Here is a 15,324-nt window from a genome sequence, read left to right on the forward strand (position 1 = left end):
GCCATAGCGCCTGTGCCCCACCCGATCCCATCTCGAACTCGGCCGTGAAACCAGGCAGCGCCCATGGTACTAACGCTTAAGCGTTGGGAGAGTCGGACGCCGCCAGGCTCAGAAGAAGGCTTCACACAAACCCGTTCACAAGCTCACAAGACCCCTGTCTGCTTTGCCCCAGAGGGCCAATCACACAGCACCAGTTCATCGCGGGGTGGAGCAGCCCGGTAGCTCGTCAGGCTCATAACCTGAAGGTCGTCGGTTCAAATCCGGCCCCCGCAACCAAATACACCAAAGCCCCCTTCATGGGGGCTTTGGTGTATCTGGCTGTGTAGGTCTGTGAATGACCCGACCGTTCGGCCGGAGGGAGGGCAAAAGGCCCGACCGAAGGCAACGCGAAGGCCTCGCAGAGGCCAAGCGGTCAATCCGACCCCCGCAACCCAAACACACCAAAGCCAGCCCCAAGGGCTGGCTTTTGGCGTCTGAGGGGCGCTCGGGTCTCGATTAAGTGCTGACCGTTGGGACCGAGTTCCGCATAATCCCAGCAGCGCCGCACTTACTGAAAATCTTAACGGGCCCTAATTCACGGTGACGCCACGTTCTAACCGACGCTGCTGTGCATCAATCCGCCTGCGGTCTTGATTAAATCAAGCTGGCTGCTCTGCCTTACGTCTCGCGCTCAACGGGAGAACGATTCCCGGATTGGGTTTGGCACTTGGCGAAATGGTCCGCATCACACTCAGGCTGGCTGCAAATGTGTGGCCACACTCGACGTCAGAGCATTGATAATGAATTTCCCGGTAGAGCGCGGTTACGGCGCGGCTCGTTCTGGCAGCGGCCGGGGCTGTGCAGTGAGGGCACTGCATTGCCGGAAGGCGGGGGGCTTTTCGCAACTGATGCATCGAACTTACTCCGTCGGTCAAAATCTGAAAGCTGATTTCTGCCTCTCGGTACCGGACCCAATACTGTATCCGATACGAAGGATATATTCATTGCTATACCGATATAGGATTTTGTATAGACAGGCAATACGTAAAAATATAGATAGTCCCTATTTGTTTTCGTATAAAGGTGAAACCCGTGAGCGAGATCGTTGGCGACCGGATTAGAAATCGTATGTCGGAGCTTGGGCTATCACAGTCCGAGCTGGCCCGGCGCGTGGGCGTACGCCAGCCCACCATCAGCCGTCTGCTAATGGGCGAAGCCGCGGGCTCTCGGCACTTACATGTGATTGCCCGTGAACTTGGCACGACGCCTCAGTATCTGACTGGCGAGACGGATGACCCGTCCGAAGGGGCACTGCCTGCTCCGACGCCCGAGGCGCTTGCCGAGCAGCTGGACCTCGTTGAAATCAAGGAGCTGGACCTGAAGTTCGGGATGGGGGCCACATATCTGGATGTACCGGTGGCACCCGAGAGCCGGTTTTTCTCGGCAAGCTGGCTGCGTAACTACACGACAAGTCACCCGGACCAATTGTTCTTTGCTCGTGGCATCGGCGATTCCATGGCGCCGACCATCCTTGATTCCGATATGGTGCTGGTTGACTGCACGCAGAAGACCCCGCTCATGGGCGACCAGATCTGGGCAATCGCATATGGCATGACTGGCATGATCAAGCGCCTGCGGCCCATGCCGGACGGCTCGGTGAAAATACTGTCCGACAACGAGCGTGTACCGCCCGAGATTGCCGTTGATGGTGAGATGCACGTCCTCGGGCGCGTGGTAGCAGTCATCCGCAAGGTTTGACAGTCGTCACTAACAGAAGGCTCGCCGGATGCGGCAATGCGTATCTTTGGGCATGGCGCGCCGACGCGGCTCTCTTGACGGACTAGGTACTGCGCGCTAGCCTGAGCGTGTCGAATTCTTATCGAGGGTCAGATGTTGGAGATTGCCGCCCGCTGAAGATTGCTTTCCGCATGAAATTGCGGAGAGCTCGTCGCGTGCCGGGCAGCCCTGAATTCTCCTGACCTCCTGCCGGTACGCTTGACGTTGTTCCAGGCGGACGGAAATTCCAGACGTGAACATTTCTAAAATTGAGCAGCGTGTGCTTCACACGCTGGCGCAGGGCGGCTGCATTGTGCACCGCCGTGATCAAAGCGGTCGGATTGTCGAGGTGGATTGCTTCAATCGAGATGGCTATCGCCTGACTGACTGCACACTCTCCCTGTTCCAAAAGTTGCGAAAAAGGCGGCTGATCAGCAGCTGTGGTGGGGCACCTTATCGCATCACGCGCGAAGGGCTGACGGCCGTCAGATCCCAACTGGACAATCGATGAGTAACTGCCACCGGGTCAGCGTTGCGTTGACCCGGTGGCAGTATCGAGACGAAAGCCGGAAAATAAGCTGAGCCAGCCTCGCCAGCATTGTCATCGCCAAGCGCATGCCCCGCCGCCGGCGTCCGGGCCTTGAACAATCTCTGGCGCGCAGCTCAGACCTCGGCCAGCCGCGCCGCAATGTCGGCCGCAAGGCGCGCCGTGTGCGTGATCATGATGCCGTGGGCGGCACCTTCATAAATCACAAGCTCGGCGCCGGATATGATTTCGCGGTAGCGCTGTCCGGTGATCTCGAGTGGCGTGGAGGCATCCTGCGTTCCATGGATGACGGTCACGGGGACCTTGAGCGCTGCGGCTTCGGCGCGCAGGTCGGCCTCGGCAATTACTTGCTGGAAATCGAGCAGCAGCCGTCGCGAGGTTTGCAAGACAAGGCCTGCCAGCCAGTCGAGCGTACGCCGGGTGGCACTTGGCGCGAAAGGCTCCACATTCGCATCGATCCAGCTGGGCAGATCGTCGGAGAGTTGACTCAACACTGCGCTGATCGCCTCGCGAGGTAGGCCATACGGATTGTCTGGTCCCCCGATCATGCAGGGCCCGGCCGGGCCGACTAGCAAAAGGCGGGCAAGCCGCGCATCGCCATGCCGGGTGATGTAGCGAATGGCTTCGCCAGCAGCGCCTGAGTGCGTGACGATGGTCAAATCATGCAGGTCGAGGGTTTCGATAACGGCGGCAAGATCATCGGCGAGCAGGTCATAGTCGATAGCGCCCGGGTCAGTTGACCGGCCGTGACCGCGGCGGTCATAGGCGATGGTGCGCACGTTGAAAGCATTTAGCGCGGCCATGGTTGCGCCCCAGATTGAGGAGTCCATCGCCCAGCCCGCCAGAAACAGCACGGGTCTGCCGCGCCCCCAGTCCCGCAGGAATAGCCGGTGGCCCGCGCCAATATCGACGAACGGTCGGTGTGCCTGCTGCAATTGGTCGTCGGACGGGCATGCCGTGTTAAGGGCCACGTTATTAGAACCGAATATCCATTGATCGCGAGTCATCTGCATCTCCATTCCAGCAATGACGGCGATTGTGGAGGGGGCGCTGGCGCAAAGCGATTACGTCGGGGGTAATTCTGCTCAATCCGTCCCGACTCTGGTCATGGTGAGGGCGTCTGACTGAACGCGCAGGCGTAAAGGCCGACACCTAATGGTGAGGGTCAGTCCGGGCTGTTTTCCAGGCTCAGGTCCGTCTTTAGACCCTGAGTAGTAAGGCTGTGGTTGACCTCGGTGATGAGCCAGCGATGGGCGTCAATGTCTGCTTTGAAGCCTGCGAGTTGGACGCGCTGCTCGGGATAGAGGTCTGCCCGGCCAAGCGCCAAGCTGAAGCTCATGGCGACAATGCCGCGCTGGATCCGGCGCCATTCGGCGTCAGCAGCAGTGCGGGCATCCTGCTCCGTCGCATAAATGCGAGACAGGCGCTTGGTATTCTTGTCACTGCCGACTGTCACGTCATGGCGCTTGGAAGCCTTCACGTCCTGCCACGCGGCGATGACGCCGGTATAGTCTTCCCGCTTGCGCCGGCTGAAACTATGGCGGTCGCCCTGCTGGCGCAGAATGGTCACCATGGGCAGGGGTTGGCCGCCCGCGGTCTCACCGGCGCCGATCGGCAGGAACAGAAGACTGCCGTTCTTGACGGTCGCTACCGCGTCGTAGGTGCGGCCAAGCCGCTGCAAGAAGGCCATGTCGCTTTCCCGGCTCTGGACGAGGCTGGGTAGGGCGATGCTAGCAAGCCTGGGGGAGACGCGGGCCGCGAGGCCATTGCGGTCGGCGATGCCCCTGATAACCGCACCTAAGGTGGTCTCGTGCCAGCTTTGGTCCCGGCGTGCGCGCAGCTCGGCGGTCATGTCCGCCGAGCGGGCGCGGACAGTCACGACATCTGGCGATCCGCTGTGCTCAACCTCATCCACAAGGAAAGTGCCCTTGCCGACCAGGCCTTCGGGCACTCCTGTTCCTTGCTTCCAGCCCAACTGCAACTGCAAGCGTGCGCCCTCAACCGGCAGGGCGAGCCGCCCGTCGCTGTCATCGATTTGCAGATCCAGCTGGTCTGCCTCGTCGTCGCGCTTCTCTGTCAGGCGCAGAGAAATAAGGCGCGGACGAATGCGATCACTTAAGTCCTGACCGTCCAGCACCAGCTTAAAATCCGGAATAGGATTACGTACAGCCATGAATTAAGCCTCCGCAGCGACGCGAGCGGCAGCGTCCACATCATCCACTCGCCGCAACTCCAGGCCAAATTCGATCCGCCGGGCCGTACCGTCCGGGTTGAACAGGCTCTGGCTCTCATCCATGCCGGTGATGACGAAGCTGCCAAACACGCGCCCCGTGCCATCGACCAGCGGCCATGCCTCGCCTTCATCTGCCATGGCGCGAAGGCCATCCAGCGAGGCACGCCCATCCATCAGCTCGGGTGCCACGATACCCGAGAGAGCGACGGTTTCATCGCCCGGTCCCAGGAACTGATTGGCATCGCGTGCGCCAACGCGCCCGGACTTCTGGTGCTGCCAGCTTAGGCGATGTTTCAACTCCTGATGGGCAAGAGTAGAGAGGGAGAAGACAAACTGGCCAAGTGCCATCAGCATTTCAAAACTCCTAGAGTGTATCCCGGTAGGATGAGCGGGCACGGGCCGCGCGCTCGCGCTCAAGCCGCTCGATCTCAGTGCGCACGGCCTGCGCAATGCCCTGGCCTGCCGCGCCGGTCGGGGTGTTGATGGTGATGTTGTAGGTGATGGCGGAGCCGGTTGCCCCGGTCGCTGCGGCAACCGGCTGTGCCATGGCGGGGGTGGCAACGAGACCGGCGGTTGCCGCGCCAACCGTCATGGCGTCGGTCATGCGCTGGGCGAGCGAGGAAACCCGGCTGAGCGGACCCTCCTCGTTCATGGCCAGCCCTTGGGATAGACCGGCCATGGTCTGGCCGCCCAGCTCGGCAAAGACACGGCTGGGGGAATGGATGCCCAGTGCCTCTTTGAACCAGTCCCGCACGCTATTGGCGGCCCCCAGCAGGGTTTCCTTGAGCGCCGTCAGCTTGCCAAGGACTCCATCGATCAGCCCCTGAATGAGGTTGGCCCCGAATTCACGAAAGGTGGTCCACAAGGTGGAAAGGGTGGCAAGCGCCCCGGTAAAAGAAGCCGTGACCTGCGACCACAAATTCGAGAAGTAGGCGGTGATACCGTCCCAGTTTGTGTAGAGAAGATAAACAATCGCCGCGAGCGCAGCGATGGCCGCCATAACGGCAAGAACGATGCCGATCAGCGGCAGAAGGCCGATTCCGAACGCCCCGGCGATGAAGGCAAGAGCCGCCAATGGGGCCAGCAGCACGGCTATAACGTTGGCCAGCCCGCCGAACACTATCATCGCTCCGGCAAGAATGCCGGCCACCAGCAGGATGCCTTTGGTCAGACGCGGATTTTCAGCGGCCCATTTCCGCATCCAGTTAATGACTTCAATGGCTTTGTGCGCAAGGTACTCAACTGTGGGCAGCAGTTGCGCGCCGAGTTCCGTCCTGAGCGCGGCGAATGCGCCACCTGCCTGAGCAACTGCGCCATTGGAGGAATTAAGGTAGTCCTGATATTCTTTGCTTGTAGATGTCGAATAGGCATTGGCCTCGGCTACGAGGCGGAGGTTTTTCTCTAATTGGTCCAGGTCGGAGAGCAGCGGCGTCATCGCCTTGGCGGAGTCTGATCCGAACAATTTATTCAGGGTTGCAGCCTGCTTATCCGGAGCCAGGTTCGACACACGTTTCATCACATCAAGAAGAGTGCTTGAGGCATCCGCCTCCATGCCTTTGCTGACCGCGGTCGCATCAAGGCCGAGCGAGCGGAAGCCTTCCTTCTGAGCTTGAGTGGCAGATCCGCCGCGTGTGAAGGCCGTCATCATGTTCTCGATGGTTGTCGCGCCTGTATCCGCGTCAATGCCTTTGTCACTCAGAATCTGGCTGAGGGCTGCGATCTGCGGTGCGGTTTTGCCGGCCATCTTGTCGAGCCCGTCGATGCGGCCGATCATGTTCGTCATTGCCTGGGCATTGCTGCCGTAAGTATCGGTGAGCGCATTGATCTGGTCGCCGAAGCGCACGGCCTCTTCCCGTCCGAGGCTGAAGGCCGTGCGCCAATGGGCCATGGCTGCGCCCGCGGACTCTGCGGGAATTTTCAGAGCGATGGAGAGCTTCGCCGCATCTTCGGTCAGGCCCAGCAACTCCTCCCGCCCGACGCCGGCCTGCGCGGCCGCAGTGGCAACGCGGGCAAGGGCATCGCTGGCCACTGGCACGCGGGCCGAGAGATCGAGGATATCGCGCGACATGGCCGCAAAGGCCTCAGGGTTGGGAAAATTGACCGCTTGCCGCAACCCGCCCATGGCGCTCTCGAATGTCATGGCCTCACTGGCTACGGCAATCAGTGGCGCGCCGATTGCCGTGCCTGTCTGGCCTGCTGCCGCGCCCACCGCTGCCAGGCCGGAAGCTCCGTGCCGTACCTTCCCGAAAGCCGCTCGGCCAGCGGCCAGCCGCTGGCTCCGCTTGGCTGCCGCATCGGCGCGAAGGGACAGCTGTGAGAAGGTCTCATTAGCCTGTGCCGTCTGGGCGCGCAGCTTCGCCTGCCCGTCCACCAGTCTGGTCGTGGAGATGCCAGCAGCTGCCAGTCGGTTGCGAACTTCTTGAAGGCGCACGGCTTGCGCTTGATGCTCTGCCTTCAGGCTTGCGGCGGCGCGGCGGGCGTCGTCGAACCTGGCCTGAAGCGCCTGCGCGGGGGCGCCTGCCGCCTTCATCTGGTGGGCCAGCGAGGCGACTTGGTCCTGAGCGGCGCGCATTGCCTGCTCGGATTGCGTCATCCCGAGCTTGAGTGTTCGGAACTCTCCGATGTCGGCTTGTGTCCGGTTGAGCGCACGCAGCTGGTCCTGGGTTTCCCGGAGGGCCTTGGAGGCCTTGTCCGAGCCGCCAGCGATTTCGCGCAGGGGCGTGTTTGTCTTGTCCAACGCTTCAAACAGCACGCGAATACGCAGGTCGCGGTCCATGATGAGCTCCTTCAGCAGGCGGGGTGGCGCGCGCAGCGGCGCGGGAGCGCCAGGCCATCAGCTCGCTGACGGCCATGGCGCTCATCTCGGAGAGGCTCCAGTGGAAGATACAGGCGATGTCGGCCATGGCTTCGTCTATGCTGTGGGCAAGGCCGCTCGGATCCGCTTCGGCAGCAAAAAATCCACAACCTCCGTGCCCATCTGCATCAGGTCGGACGGGTCGAGTTCTGACACGTCCTGCTTGGTCAGCATCGGCGTGGTGATGCGCGGCAGCAACGTCTCGAGCGCGACGTAGTCCAGTTCGCTCAGCGCGCGCAGGTTGAGGCCGCGCAACTCGCCCGCCTTGGGACGGCGCACCTGAACGGTATCCAAGGTCTGCTCGCCACGGATGAGGGGACAATCAAGCGTGACGGTGCGGGTTGCAGTATCAATCTTGGCTTCGGCAATATCAGTCATGGTCATGGCTCCAAAAACAAGGAAAAGGAAAAGGCGCTCCCGCCCGCAGACGGGAGCCAGTTACAGGGAGAGTTAGAGGCCGATGGCTTGGCGGATGGCGGCGAGACGGTCGGTGCCGCCCACGTTCTCGACCATGTTGAGCAGATCGATTTCGATCACGGTCGCGCCGTTCCAGGTCAGTTTGTAGTAGGAGCAGGCGGTGGTAACGCTGAACTCGGTATCCTCGCCCGCCTGGGCATCACCAAAACCGATCTCGGTGTGGCGGCCACGGACCACCACTTCGACTGCATCGACTGAGCCGGAGCTGTCGCTCTGGTAAGCCCCGGCGAAGCGCAGCTGCACACCATCGACGGTCGTGATGCCGTACTGGGCGAGAACGCCCCGCAAGGGACCGCCGCAGGTCCACTCGAGCGTGATCGCCTCCTGGCCCTGGTCGATCAGGATCGGGCCGGACATGCCACCGCCGCGCCATTCCTCGGTCTTGCGGGTGAGGGTCGGCAGGGTGACGGTCGCAACGTCGCCAAGGTAGATGTTGCCGTCATTGAACAGCATGAAGTTTTTCAGTTTACGGGGTGCGCCCATTGGTCAGTCTCCAAATTTATGAAGGTCAGGGAGGGGGCAGCCATTGCCGGCCACCCCCACGGGGGGATCAGAGGCCGGTTGCGAAATCGGCCAGGTAGCGGTCGGTAATCCGCTGGCGTAAGCTGAGGCTCTCCAGCGGCGGGACGGGTGTATAGTCGTAGTCGATGATCAACTTGCCGGCCGAGAGCTGGCTGGCCGGGTTCTGCTCCGCATCGAACCAGGCGTTGGCATCAATGATGAAACCCTGGGTCTTGAGAGAGCGGAACGAGGCGTTGATCGTCTCGACGATGTCACGCACCAGCGACTTGTGAAGCGGCTTGTCGACCGCCCACATCAGTCCGTCGGCGATGGTGTCGGAGAGCACCTGCGCCGTACGGGTGGCGCTTTCAAAGGCGAACAGAGGCTCATCCGAACAGGTGCGGTTGCCCCAGAACCGGAAGCCGCTGCGATTGACGAGCGTGGTGATGCCTGCCGTATTGAGGACGCCGGCATCGGTCGTCTCGTCCTGCAGGTCCCAGCTGATGTCGCGCGAGAGGCCCATCACGCCATTGACTGCAACGTTGGAGAGGGTCTTGTGCCAGCCCTGCTCCTGATCGATGCGGGCACGCAGGCCAAGTGCGTAGGCGGATGCCGGGCGGGTCACGGTCGCATTGGTGGCGCCATCCCACATCAGGAAATCCGGCCAGATCAGCATCAACTCGCGCGCTGCAAAATTGTTGCGATAAAGGACGGCCTCTTCAACGGAGCTGGCGATACAGCCTGCATAAGCGACAGCCCGCAGCTTCTGGGCGACGCTCACCATCGCGGTTGTGACCGGCTGGGTATCAAGGCCGGGCGCGCCGATAATGCGGGGCTTAACGCCCAGCTGGTTCTCGGCGGCAAGCAGGGCCTGAAGGCCCGTCATTTGACCGTCGGCAACCGTCCCGATCACATTGCTGTTGGTTGCGTCTGCGTCCTGCCCTTCGGCAACCCGCACCACGACGATGATGGGTGAGCTCTGTGCAGCGATGGCCTCCAGCGCTGGCCGCAGGGTGCCATCGGTGCCTGCCTTGGAGATGGCGTTGGCAAGATTGGTGATCAGCACCGGCCGGTCCAATGGAAACAGGGTGGCGTCCGCCGTCGTGCCGGTGGCGACCAGGCCGACAACAGCAGTTGAGACGGTTGTTAGCCGACGAGCGCCGTCGTTGATTTCAATTACTTTGATGCCATGCATTTGAGTGAGGCTCCTTCAGGATAAAGTGCCGCTGAGCGGCAGGGTAAGGTGGATGAGGCCGTTGGCGACGGGCGTGTCCGCAGGCACACCCTCAACGGTGAGATGGAAGCCGCCGGGCTCGCCCGACGGCGCGATGGTGACGCGATGGAGGCGCAGGCGCGGCTCCCACCGCGCCAACGCCTGGGCCACCGCAGAGGAGAGGCGCAGGCGGGTCGCGGGGTTGAAAGGTTGGTCGATGAGTTCGCTGATCAGCGATCCGTAATCGCGCCGGGCGACACGGGTGCCGATGGGCGTGGTCAAGATGTCGGCGATGGACTGGCGCAAGTGCGCCTCGCCCTCCATCACCTTGCCGGTGATGGCGTTCATGCCCTTCATTGCGGTGCTCCTGAAACAGCTGAACCGGAGGCGACGCTGCCGTGGCGGTGGTCTTTGAGGCTGATGCCGGCGGCCTTGACGTCCTCATTGGATTCCGTCAGGCCTGTCACAGACAATGTGCCGTTGATGCGAACGTCGCCTTCGATCTCGATGCCACCGGGCGCATGAATGCGAGCCGCACCGCCTGCAGGCAGGCTTGCGCTCAGCCTGTGGGCTCCGGGGTCGTAGGTAAGTACCGCGCCATCGGAGAAGGTGAGGAGCATGATGTCCTCACTCGCTGGTGCAGGGTTCTGATCAGAAAACAGACCCGTCACCACCAGCCCGAGTGCGATATCGGCCTCTGGGCAGAGCAGTATCACCTGCTCACCGATTGAGGGGGGCGACCAGATGCGGCTACCACCTGCGCGCGGAGCGAGCCAGGGCAGGGGCGGGGTCGTGATTTCACCGACTGTCACCTTGCAGCGTGCAGCCTTGAGGTCGACCTCGGCAATCGTGCCGATGCGGATTAAATCGCCGATTAGGCGGAGGATTTCTGGGGTGTCTGTCATGCGGGTAGCATGCCCGCATTTTTTACTTAAAGCTCGGCCCCCATGTTGTGCATTAAAGCGTCACAACATGGGGGCCGAAAACTTACTCAGTAAGGCAAAAGTTATTAAGAGTGAGCGGGCGCAGCGGTGATGATTCCGAGCGCGATTTTATTGGCAACACCGCGCGCGACCTCTTCGATCCGCTGGGCAGTTGCTGCAGCATCGTAGGCGCCGTTCTCATCATGACAGGCATTAACGTGACGCTCGTGAACGACAGCGTCTTTCCGGAACGTCACCGGGACGTTCCGCTGTTCTTCGTTATAGGTGCCAACTTCAATTTCCATGGAACTTCTCCTTTTTAAAGCTGTGCGGGCGGTACGGGCCAGATGGCCTCGCCCGGATTGTTGAAATAAAGTTCGGGCAGGTCACGCAGTGCCTGCCGGTAAATGCGCCAGGTCTCGCGCTGGGCGGGACTGAGCGGTGCGTCGGGGATCTGGGTGAAGTCGCTCTCGCGCAGCCGCTGGTCGCGCTGCCGGCGCAAGCGCGCGAGCTGTTCTTCAAGGCTCGGCGCGCGCGGTTCAGCCAGCGTCGGCGCGCCGTCTGCGTCTGCGACGATTTCCAGCCCTTCAGTCTGACCTGCCATCAACGCTGCGTAGTCGTCGCTGGAAACGGGCCGGGCATCAGCGGGAATGGCGCTGCCGTGAATCGCCGGGTCGAAAAACCCGGCAGCTGTGGGGGAATAGAAGAGAGCCATGATTAATATCCAAAGGCGATGAAGAAGGCCTGGGTGGTGTCGGCGGCGTTGAACACCTGAAACTGATTGAGCAGCACGGTGCCGTTGCGCACGGCCGGGTTGTTGTCCTGCGCGTCGGCGCTGAGGTGGGCGGTGCCAGAGACGACGACGCCCATGCAGAGGCTGGGAAAAGCAATGGGGAACGTGACTGTGACGGTCGTATCATTTGATGCCGTGAACCGGCCTGCCTGAATGATCATGCCGTTTGGCAAGCGGCAGTAGCCGTTGGTGGTTTTGCTGGCGATAAAATCGGCTACCTTGGCGTAATCGCTGCCATGGAGCCCGTCGAGTGTGTCGGCATCAAGGCCGGAGCCCGAGCCGTCATTGCCCGAATGCCAGATCGGACCCGTGGAGCCCCCACCTTGCGTCCAGACCAATTCCGAGCCCGCCAGCTGGAGTTGCTTCCATGCTGTGTTTTGGCGGTCATATGCATAAACGAAGGCGCGGTTCGCAGCAGCATGGCCCCCGATCTCGATACCCGTTTCAAGGTAGCTACTGGCCCCCACACCGTAGTCGCCGGCTGCTCGGATGCCCTTGGCGGAAAGGATACGGGCCCCGACGCTCACATCTCCCGTGAAAGTCTCGCCCGACTTATTCGCGGGGGTGTACCCCAGCCGCGCTGGAATGTTCGAGTAATACGAACCCTGCTGGCCATCGAGCAAATCCGCGTCAAGCCCAGAGCCTGCGCCATCGTTGCCCGCGTGCCATACCGTATTACCCAGCACGGAGAGGACCCCACCTTCGGTAAGGGCCATTTTTTCGATGAAATTAGAGCCTTCCCACCGAAAGATTTGATACTGCGGGGAACCCGTGATGATGTTGAACTGCCCCATCGCCGTTCCCACCGTCCGCAGGCCAATGAGGTCCGGGGCATTGTTATAATACAGGCTGAAACGCCCCGTGGTTTTCACGTCTCCCGTGAAAGTCGCCCCGGAAAGCTGAGCGAAGGCCGCCGCCTGGAGCCCATCGAGCAAATCCGCGTCCAGGCCGCTGCCAGCACCGTCGTTACCCGCATTCCACATGCGGTTCTGCCCGGGCAGAGGGCCCGCATACCAATCGGAACCATCGGTATACAGATGCCAGCGGGCCTGCCCCGGCGTGCTCGTTTGGCGTTGGTAGAACCCCCCTACGCCTTCCGCGTTGAACATCGCGGCGGTCGCCGAGAGTGTTTCACCGAAGAGAATACCGTAATATCCGCCGCGTGCCGCCTTCAGCCCATAAGCAGCGTAATCGTGATAAACGGACGCCGGGCCGATGTATTGGCTGGGCGTAAAGCCCCCTAGCAGGCCAGCGTCCAAGCCCGAGCCCGCGCCATCGTTCCCGGCGTGCCAAACAGGGACGGAGACAGACGAGCTGCCTTGTTTCCAGACCAGTTCCGAACCGGCTAAGAGGAGTTGCTTCCAGGAAGCTGCGGACCGATCATATGCGTAAACAAAGCCCCGCCCTCCGGCTTGGTCACCCCCGATTTCAATGCCCGTGCCAAGATAGTCTGCGGATCCAGAAAGGATGTTACCCGTGGCCCGCATGGCTTTCGCGGATTGGACGTTCGCCGCGACGAGGATATCCCCCGTAAATGTGTCGCCCGCCTTATTTGCGGGGGTGTAACCCAGGCGGGCGGGGATATTCTTGTAATAGTCCCCGTGCTCGCCATCGAGTAGATCCGCATCCAGTCCCTTGCCTGCGCCCTCGTCCTTCAGGGCGGCAGATTTAAGCCCAAGTGATAGGCGCAAAGCGGCTGCGCTGGAGCTGGTCAGCAGGCCTTTGACGAAAGGGGATGGCGCGCCGTCCCCAAACCGGGTGTTGAGCCAGCTAGTGACAGCCCCCTTCAACCCCTTGGGCGTGACGGCGCGGGTCGCATCGATACCGGTCGTAGCCTCGGCATCGGTCGCCAGTTCGACGACGCCTTGCCGTTCGGTAGTGGCAGGCGGGTTGATGAAGAACGTGTCGCCAAAGCTGATCTGGTTGGCGTTGATGTCGGCAAACGCGACATCGATGGCCAGGAGCAGCATGGCCTGCGCCGACTTCTCCATGATCGGGTTGGCCTGGCTGTAGACGGCAAAGAGAGTGCCATCAGACAGGTAGAGGCCGAACGAGCGTACCGTGTAAACGGCATTACTCTCGTCGCGAACGGTCACATGAATGGTGTCGTTGGCGACCGCCTCCCCGGCGATGGTCGAGATACGCTTGATCTCGCCCGGCAGACTGGCGGTTGCGGGCGAGGGCGTGAAGCTGGTGGCCGAGACGCCGACGCTCGCCATCAGGACTGCATTTGTGCCGGTGTTGGGCAGGTTGACGAGGGCGGCACGCCCCGCGTTGGTGACCGTGAGGATCAGTCCGCTCATGCCTCGGCCCTCCTGAGCAAAGCACCAGCAAGCGCGGTGCGGGTAGGCAAGCGCTCTCGTTCAGTTTGGTGTGGTCTTGATCGTTTCATTGGTTCCTCATGCTGCAAAAGCGAGACGGGTGTAGGTGACAGTGCGGACCGCGGCAGCGATCCCAGTGTGGGCGCTTCCCGCAAATCCCTGAGTGAAGGTGAAGTGGCTTCTGGCCGGCTTGGTGCGGGACACCTCGGCAATGACCGCATCGACAAAGGCGGCGCTGGCCGGGGTGGAGGCGCCGCCCAGCGTCAAAACCAGATCGAAGGTGTGCGGGTCTCCTTGGGGGGCTTTTTGCCACCATTCGCGGATGGCTACCGACCCGCCGAAGCTCTTGACCACCTGGCGCACGCTTTGGGCCGTGCCCTTGCGGCGCTGAATGGCAATGGCCTGACGCACTCGCTCGCGCTTGACCTCCTCCGGCCAGTCCGAGGACCAGCTGTCGATGGAGAGCGCCCAGGCAAGCCAGGGGAGAAGGTCGGCAGGGCAGGCGTCGGGATTCCACAGTTGACGCAACGGAACGGGGATGTCGGCAAGACGGGCGCTTGCGCTCTCAAGCGCCCGTTCCAGCGCCGAGGCATTGGGGGGGAGAAGGGAGGTCGTCATTCGCCCACTCCCGTGTGACTAACGCTGACTGCGGTGCACCAGCTGGCTTCCATGCGACTGACGATGATGTCGGTGGTTGGCGCAAGCAGTCTGACCTTCTGCACACCTTCGGCATGCAGGGCGGCGTAGAGGCCAGAGAGGGTGATGTCCCGGCCAAGGCGATGGCTGGCCGTGATATACTCATCGAGCCGGCGGCGGCTCTCTGCCATGACGACGCCGCCGTCCGGCCCCGAGAAGGTGGTAATTTCAGCCTTGACCGTGTAGGGAATGATCGTTGCAGACTGGACGTTGACCTGGTCGGTCAGCGGCCGCACCGCTTCGTCGGAGACCTTTGCCGCGACCCGCTCCAGGAGCGCGGCGGAAGCTGTGCCGTCACCGGTACGCGACAGCACGGTTACAGCGACGGTACCCGGCGTCGGGCTGGTGGCAGAGGCGTCGAGCACATCGCCGTCGGCGGACAGTGCATGAAAAATATAGGCGCCCTCCGGTCCGGCGACAGAATAGCCCTCGGGAGCCAGCACCATGCGGCGGCGTAGATCTATATCGCTCTCAAGTGCGGGCGGGATACCCCGATCCGGATTGCCGGGGTCAAGTTGTAGGCGGGTGATTCCGAGGAGCGCAGCCAGATTATCGAGGTCCGGTCCGATGGCATAGGCGGGCATGACAGCACGGGCTGCCTCGTTGATCCGCTGTCGCAGCAGCAACTCGCGGTAGGCTGCAACCTGCAGGACCTTAATGGCCGGGTCTGATTCAACGGCCGCATTGAAATCCGGCAGGAGTTGACGCAGTCGCGCCAGCATGGCCGCATAAATGGTTTCATAGGATAGAGTCTCGACCACTGCCGGTGCTGGCAGTTTGGAGAGATCTACGGCGGTGAATGTAGCGGAATGTTCAGTCATGTCTGGCATGAGACCAAGACATGAGCGTCTGCGGAAGGGAGGCGCTGTTGTGGCAAAAGCTGTCACAACAACGATCGACCAGCCTGGGACCAAGGCAATGAAAAAAGCACGCGTAGAACGTCAGTCCCGCTTCTGCAGGGGCCTGACGAACGCATGCATGTAGAGTTTGCTAGAGCCGGAAAATGTAGTA

At 61.7% G+C, this 15,324-nt stretch carries 18 protein-coding genes, 1 tRNA gene and 1 rRNA gene; 4 read left to right on the forward strand and 16 right to left on the reverse strand.

All coding sequences use genetic code 11. The annotated features are described in order from the left end of the window. Positions 1-108 (forward strand): 5S ribosomal RNA (rrf, locus tag VIG90_RS11005); the annotation flags it as partial. Between the two features lie 91 nt (positions 109-199). Next, positions 200-276: transfer RNA gene (locus tag VIG90_RS11010), tRNA-Met, on the forward strand. A 362-nt stretch (positions 277-638) separates the two neighbouring features. Here VIG90_RS11010 and VIG90_RS19870 read toward each other — a convergent pair. Further along, positions 639-893: an ogr/Delta-like zinc finger family protein gene (locus VIG90_RS19870; RefSeq protein ID WP_414695494.1), complete on the reverse strand. Its 255-nt coding sequence runs from the start codon at positions 891-893 to the stop codon at positions 639-641. A gap of 178 nt (positions 894-1,071) precedes the next feature. On the opposite strand from VIG90_RS19870, the gene VIG90_RS11015 reads away from it, so the two are divergent. Next, complete coding sequence (locus VIG90_RS11015) at positions 1,072-1,737, forward strand: XRE family transcriptional regulator (protein WP_331593563.1); 666 nt, start codon at positions 1,072-1,074, stop codon at positions 1,735-1,737. 271 nt (positions 1,738-2,008) lie between these two features. Beyond that, entirely contained in the window at positions 2,009-2,266 is a 258-nt protein-coding gene (locus tag VIG90_RS11020; RefSeq protein ID WP_331593564.1) for a YjhX family toxin, read from the forward strand. Between the two features lie 152 nt (positions 2,267-2,418). Here VIG90_RS11020 and VIG90_RS11025 read toward each other — a convergent pair whose 3' ends face one another. The 15 genes from VIG90_RS11025 to VIG90_RS11095 form a co-directional block, all read right to left on the reverse strand. Then, positions 2,419-3,315, reverse strand: coding sequence for an alpha/beta hydrolase (locus tag VIG90_RS11025; RefSeq protein WP_331593565.1), 897 nt, complete (start codon positions 3,313-3,315; stop codon positions 2,419-2,421). A gap of 152 nt (positions 3,316-3,467) precedes the next feature. Continuing rightward, positions 3,468-4,475, reverse strand: coding sequence for a contractile injection system protein, VgrG/Pvc8 family (locus VIG90_RS11030; protein ID WP_331593566.1), 1,008 nt, complete (start codon positions 4,473-4,475; stop codon positions 3,468-3,470). Positions 4,476-4,478: 3 nt separating this feature from the next. Then, on the reverse strand, positions 4,479-4,889 hold the full coding sequence (locus VIG90_RS11035; RefSeq protein ID WP_331593567.1) for a phage tail protein: 411 nt from the start codon (positions 4,887-4,889) through the stop codon (positions 4,479-4,481). Between the two features lie 10 nt (positions 4,890-4,899). Next, positions 4,900-7,311 carry a phage tail tape measure protein gene (locus VIG90_RS11040; protein ID WP_331593568.1) on the reverse strand — a complete coding sequence of 804 codons (2,412 nt, stop codon included), beginning with the start codon at positions 7,309-7,311 and terminating at the stop codon, positions 4,900-4,902. Then, positions 7,277-7,438 (reverse strand): GpE family phage tail protein, encoded by a 162-nt coding sequence (locus VIG90_RS11045; RefSeq protein WP_331593569.1) that lies wholly within the window; start codon positions 7,436-7,438, stop codon positions 7,277-7,279. The genes VIG90_RS11040 and VIG90_RS11045 overlap by 35 nt, the downstream gene beginning before the upstream one ends. Positions 7,439-7,446: 8 nt before the next feature. Next, on the reverse strand, positions 7,447-7,767 hold the full coding sequence (locus VIG90_RS11050) for a phage tail assembly protein (RefSeq protein ID WP_331593570.1): 321 nt from the start codon (positions 7,765-7,767) through the stop codon (positions 7,447-7,449). A gap of 72 nt (positions 7,768-7,839) precedes the next feature. Further along, entirely contained in the window at positions 7,840-8,349 is a 510-nt protein-coding gene (locus tag VIG90_RS11055) for a phage major tail tube protein (RefSeq protein WP_331593571.1), read from the reverse strand. A 67-nt stretch (positions 8,350-8,416) separates the two neighbouring features. Then, on the reverse strand, positions 8,417-9,562 hold the full coding sequence (locus VIG90_RS11060) for a phage tail sheath protein (RefSeq protein ID WP_331593572.1): 1,146 nt from the start codon (positions 9,560-9,562) through the stop codon (positions 8,417-8,419). A gap of 15 nt (positions 9,563-9,577) precedes the next feature. Beyond that, entirely contained in the window at positions 9,578-9,937 is a 360-nt protein-coding gene (locus VIG90_RS11065; RefSeq protein ID WP_331593573.1) for a GPW/gp25 family protein, read from the reverse strand. Further along, on the reverse strand, positions 9,934-10,485 hold the full coding sequence (locus tag VIG90_RS11070; protein WP_331593574.1) for a phage baseplate assembly protein V: 552 nt from the start codon (positions 10,483-10,485) through the stop codon (positions 9,934-9,936). The genes VIG90_RS11065 and VIG90_RS11070 overlap by 4 nt, the downstream gene beginning before the upstream one ends. Positions 10,486-10,589: 104 nt before the next feature. After that, entirely contained in the window at positions 10,590-10,808 is a 219-nt protein-coding gene (locus tag VIG90_RS11075; protein ID WP_331593575.1) for a hypothetical protein, read from the reverse strand. A gap of 14 nt (positions 10,809-10,822) precedes the next feature. Beyond that, on the reverse strand, positions 10,823-11,218 hold the full coding sequence (locus tag VIG90_RS11080; RefSeq protein WP_331593576.1) for a phage tail assembly chaperone: 396 nt from the start codon (positions 11,216-11,218) through the stop codon (positions 10,823-10,825). Between the two features lie 2 nt (positions 11,219-11,220). Beyond that, positions 11,221-13,599 (reverse strand): gp53-like domain-containing protein, encoded by a 2,379-nt coding sequence (locus VIG90_RS11085; protein WP_331593577.1) that lies wholly within the window; start codon positions 13,597-13,599, stop codon positions 11,221-11,223. Between the two features lie 96 nt (positions 13,600-13,695). Beyond that, a complete protein-coding gene (locus VIG90_RS11090; protein ID WP_331593578.1) occupies positions 13,696-14,235 on the reverse strand; it encodes a phage tail protein I in 540 nt (179 codons plus the stop codon). Continuing rightward, entirely contained in the window at positions 14,232-15,134 is a 903-nt protein-coding gene (locus VIG90_RS11095; protein ID WP_331593579.1) for a baseplate assembly protein, read from the reverse strand. The genes VIG90_RS11090 and VIG90_RS11095 overlap by 4 nt, the downstream gene beginning before the upstream one ends. Positions 15,135-15,324 lie beyond the last annotated feature (190 nt).

The sequence above is a fragment of the Pedomonas sp. genome (assembly GCF_036515995.1).
Classification (GTDB): domain Bacteria; phylum Pseudomonadota; class Alphaproteobacteria; order Sphingomonadales; family Sphingomonadaceae; genus Pedomonas.

What these genes read in the sequence shown, in the direction of transcription:
- VIG90_RS19870 (WP_414695494.1), bottom strand. Translation starts at nt 893, where the DNA reads ATGCATCAGTTGCGAAAAGCCCCCCGCCTTCCGGCAATGCAGTGCCCT.
- VIG90_RS11025 (WP_331593565.1), bottom strand. Translation starts at nt 3,315, where the DNA reads ATGCAGATGACTCGCGATCAATGGATATTCGGTTCTAATAACGTGGCC.
- VIG90_RS11030 (WP_331593566.1), bottom strand. Translation starts at nt 4,475, where the DNA reads ATGGCTGTACGTAATCCTATTCCGGATTTTAAGCTGGTGCTGGACGGT.
- VIG90_RS11035 (WP_331593567.1), bottom strand. Translation starts at nt 4,889, where the DNA reads ATGCTGATGGCACTTGGCCAGTTTGTCTTCTCCCTCTCTACTCTTGCC.
- VIG90_RS11040 (WP_331593568.1), bottom strand. Translation starts at nt 7,311, where the DNA reads ATGGACCGCGACCTGCGTATTCGCGTGCTGTTTGAAGCGTTGGACAAG.
- VIG90_RS11045 (WP_331593569.1), bottom strand. Translation starts at nt 7,438, where the DNA reads ATGGCCGACATCGCCTGTATCTTCCACTGGAGCCTCTCCGAGATGAGC.
- VIG90_RS11050 (WP_331593570.1), bottom strand. Translation starts at nt 7,767, where the DNA reads ATGACTGATATTGCCGAAGCCAAGATTGATACTGCAACCCGCACCGTC.
- VIG90_RS11055 (WP_331593571.1), bottom strand. Translation starts at nt 8,349, where the DNA reads ATGGGCGCACCCCGTAAACTGAAAAACTTCATGCTGTTCAATGACGGC.
- VIG90_RS11060 (WP_331593572.1), bottom strand. Translation starts at nt 9,562, where the DNA reads ATGCATGGCATCAAAGTAATTGAAATCAACGACGGCGCTCGTCGGCTA.
- VIG90_RS11065 (WP_331593573.1), bottom strand. Translation starts at nt 9,937, where the DNA reads ATGAAGGGCATGAACGCCATCACCGGCAAGGTGATGGAGGGCGAGGCG.
- VIG90_RS11070 (WP_331593574.1), bottom strand. Translation starts at nt 10,485, where the DNA reads ATGACAGACACCCCAGAAATCCTCCGCCTAATCGGCGATTTAATCCGC.
- VIG90_RS11075 (WP_331593575.1), bottom strand. Translation starts at nt 10,808, where the DNA reads ATGGAAATTGAAGTTGGCACCTATAACGAAGAACAGCGGAACGTCCCG.
- VIG90_RS11080 (WP_331593576.1), bottom strand. Translation starts at nt 11,218, where the DNA reads ATGGCTCTCTTCTATTCCCCCACAGCTGCCGGGTTTTTCGACCCGGCG.
- VIG90_RS11085 (WP_331593577.1), bottom strand. Translation starts at nt 13,599, where the DNA reads ATGAGCGGACTGATCCTCACGGTCACCAACGCGGGGCGTGCCGCCCTC.
- VIG90_RS11090 (WP_331593578.1), bottom strand. Translation starts at nt 14,235, where the DNA reads ATGACGACCTCCCTTCTCCCCCCCAATGCCTCGGCGCTGGAACGGGCG.
- VIG90_RS11095 (WP_331593579.1), bottom strand. Translation starts at nt 15,134, where the DNA reads ATGACTGAACATTCCGCTACATTCACCGCCGTAGATCTCTCCAAACTG.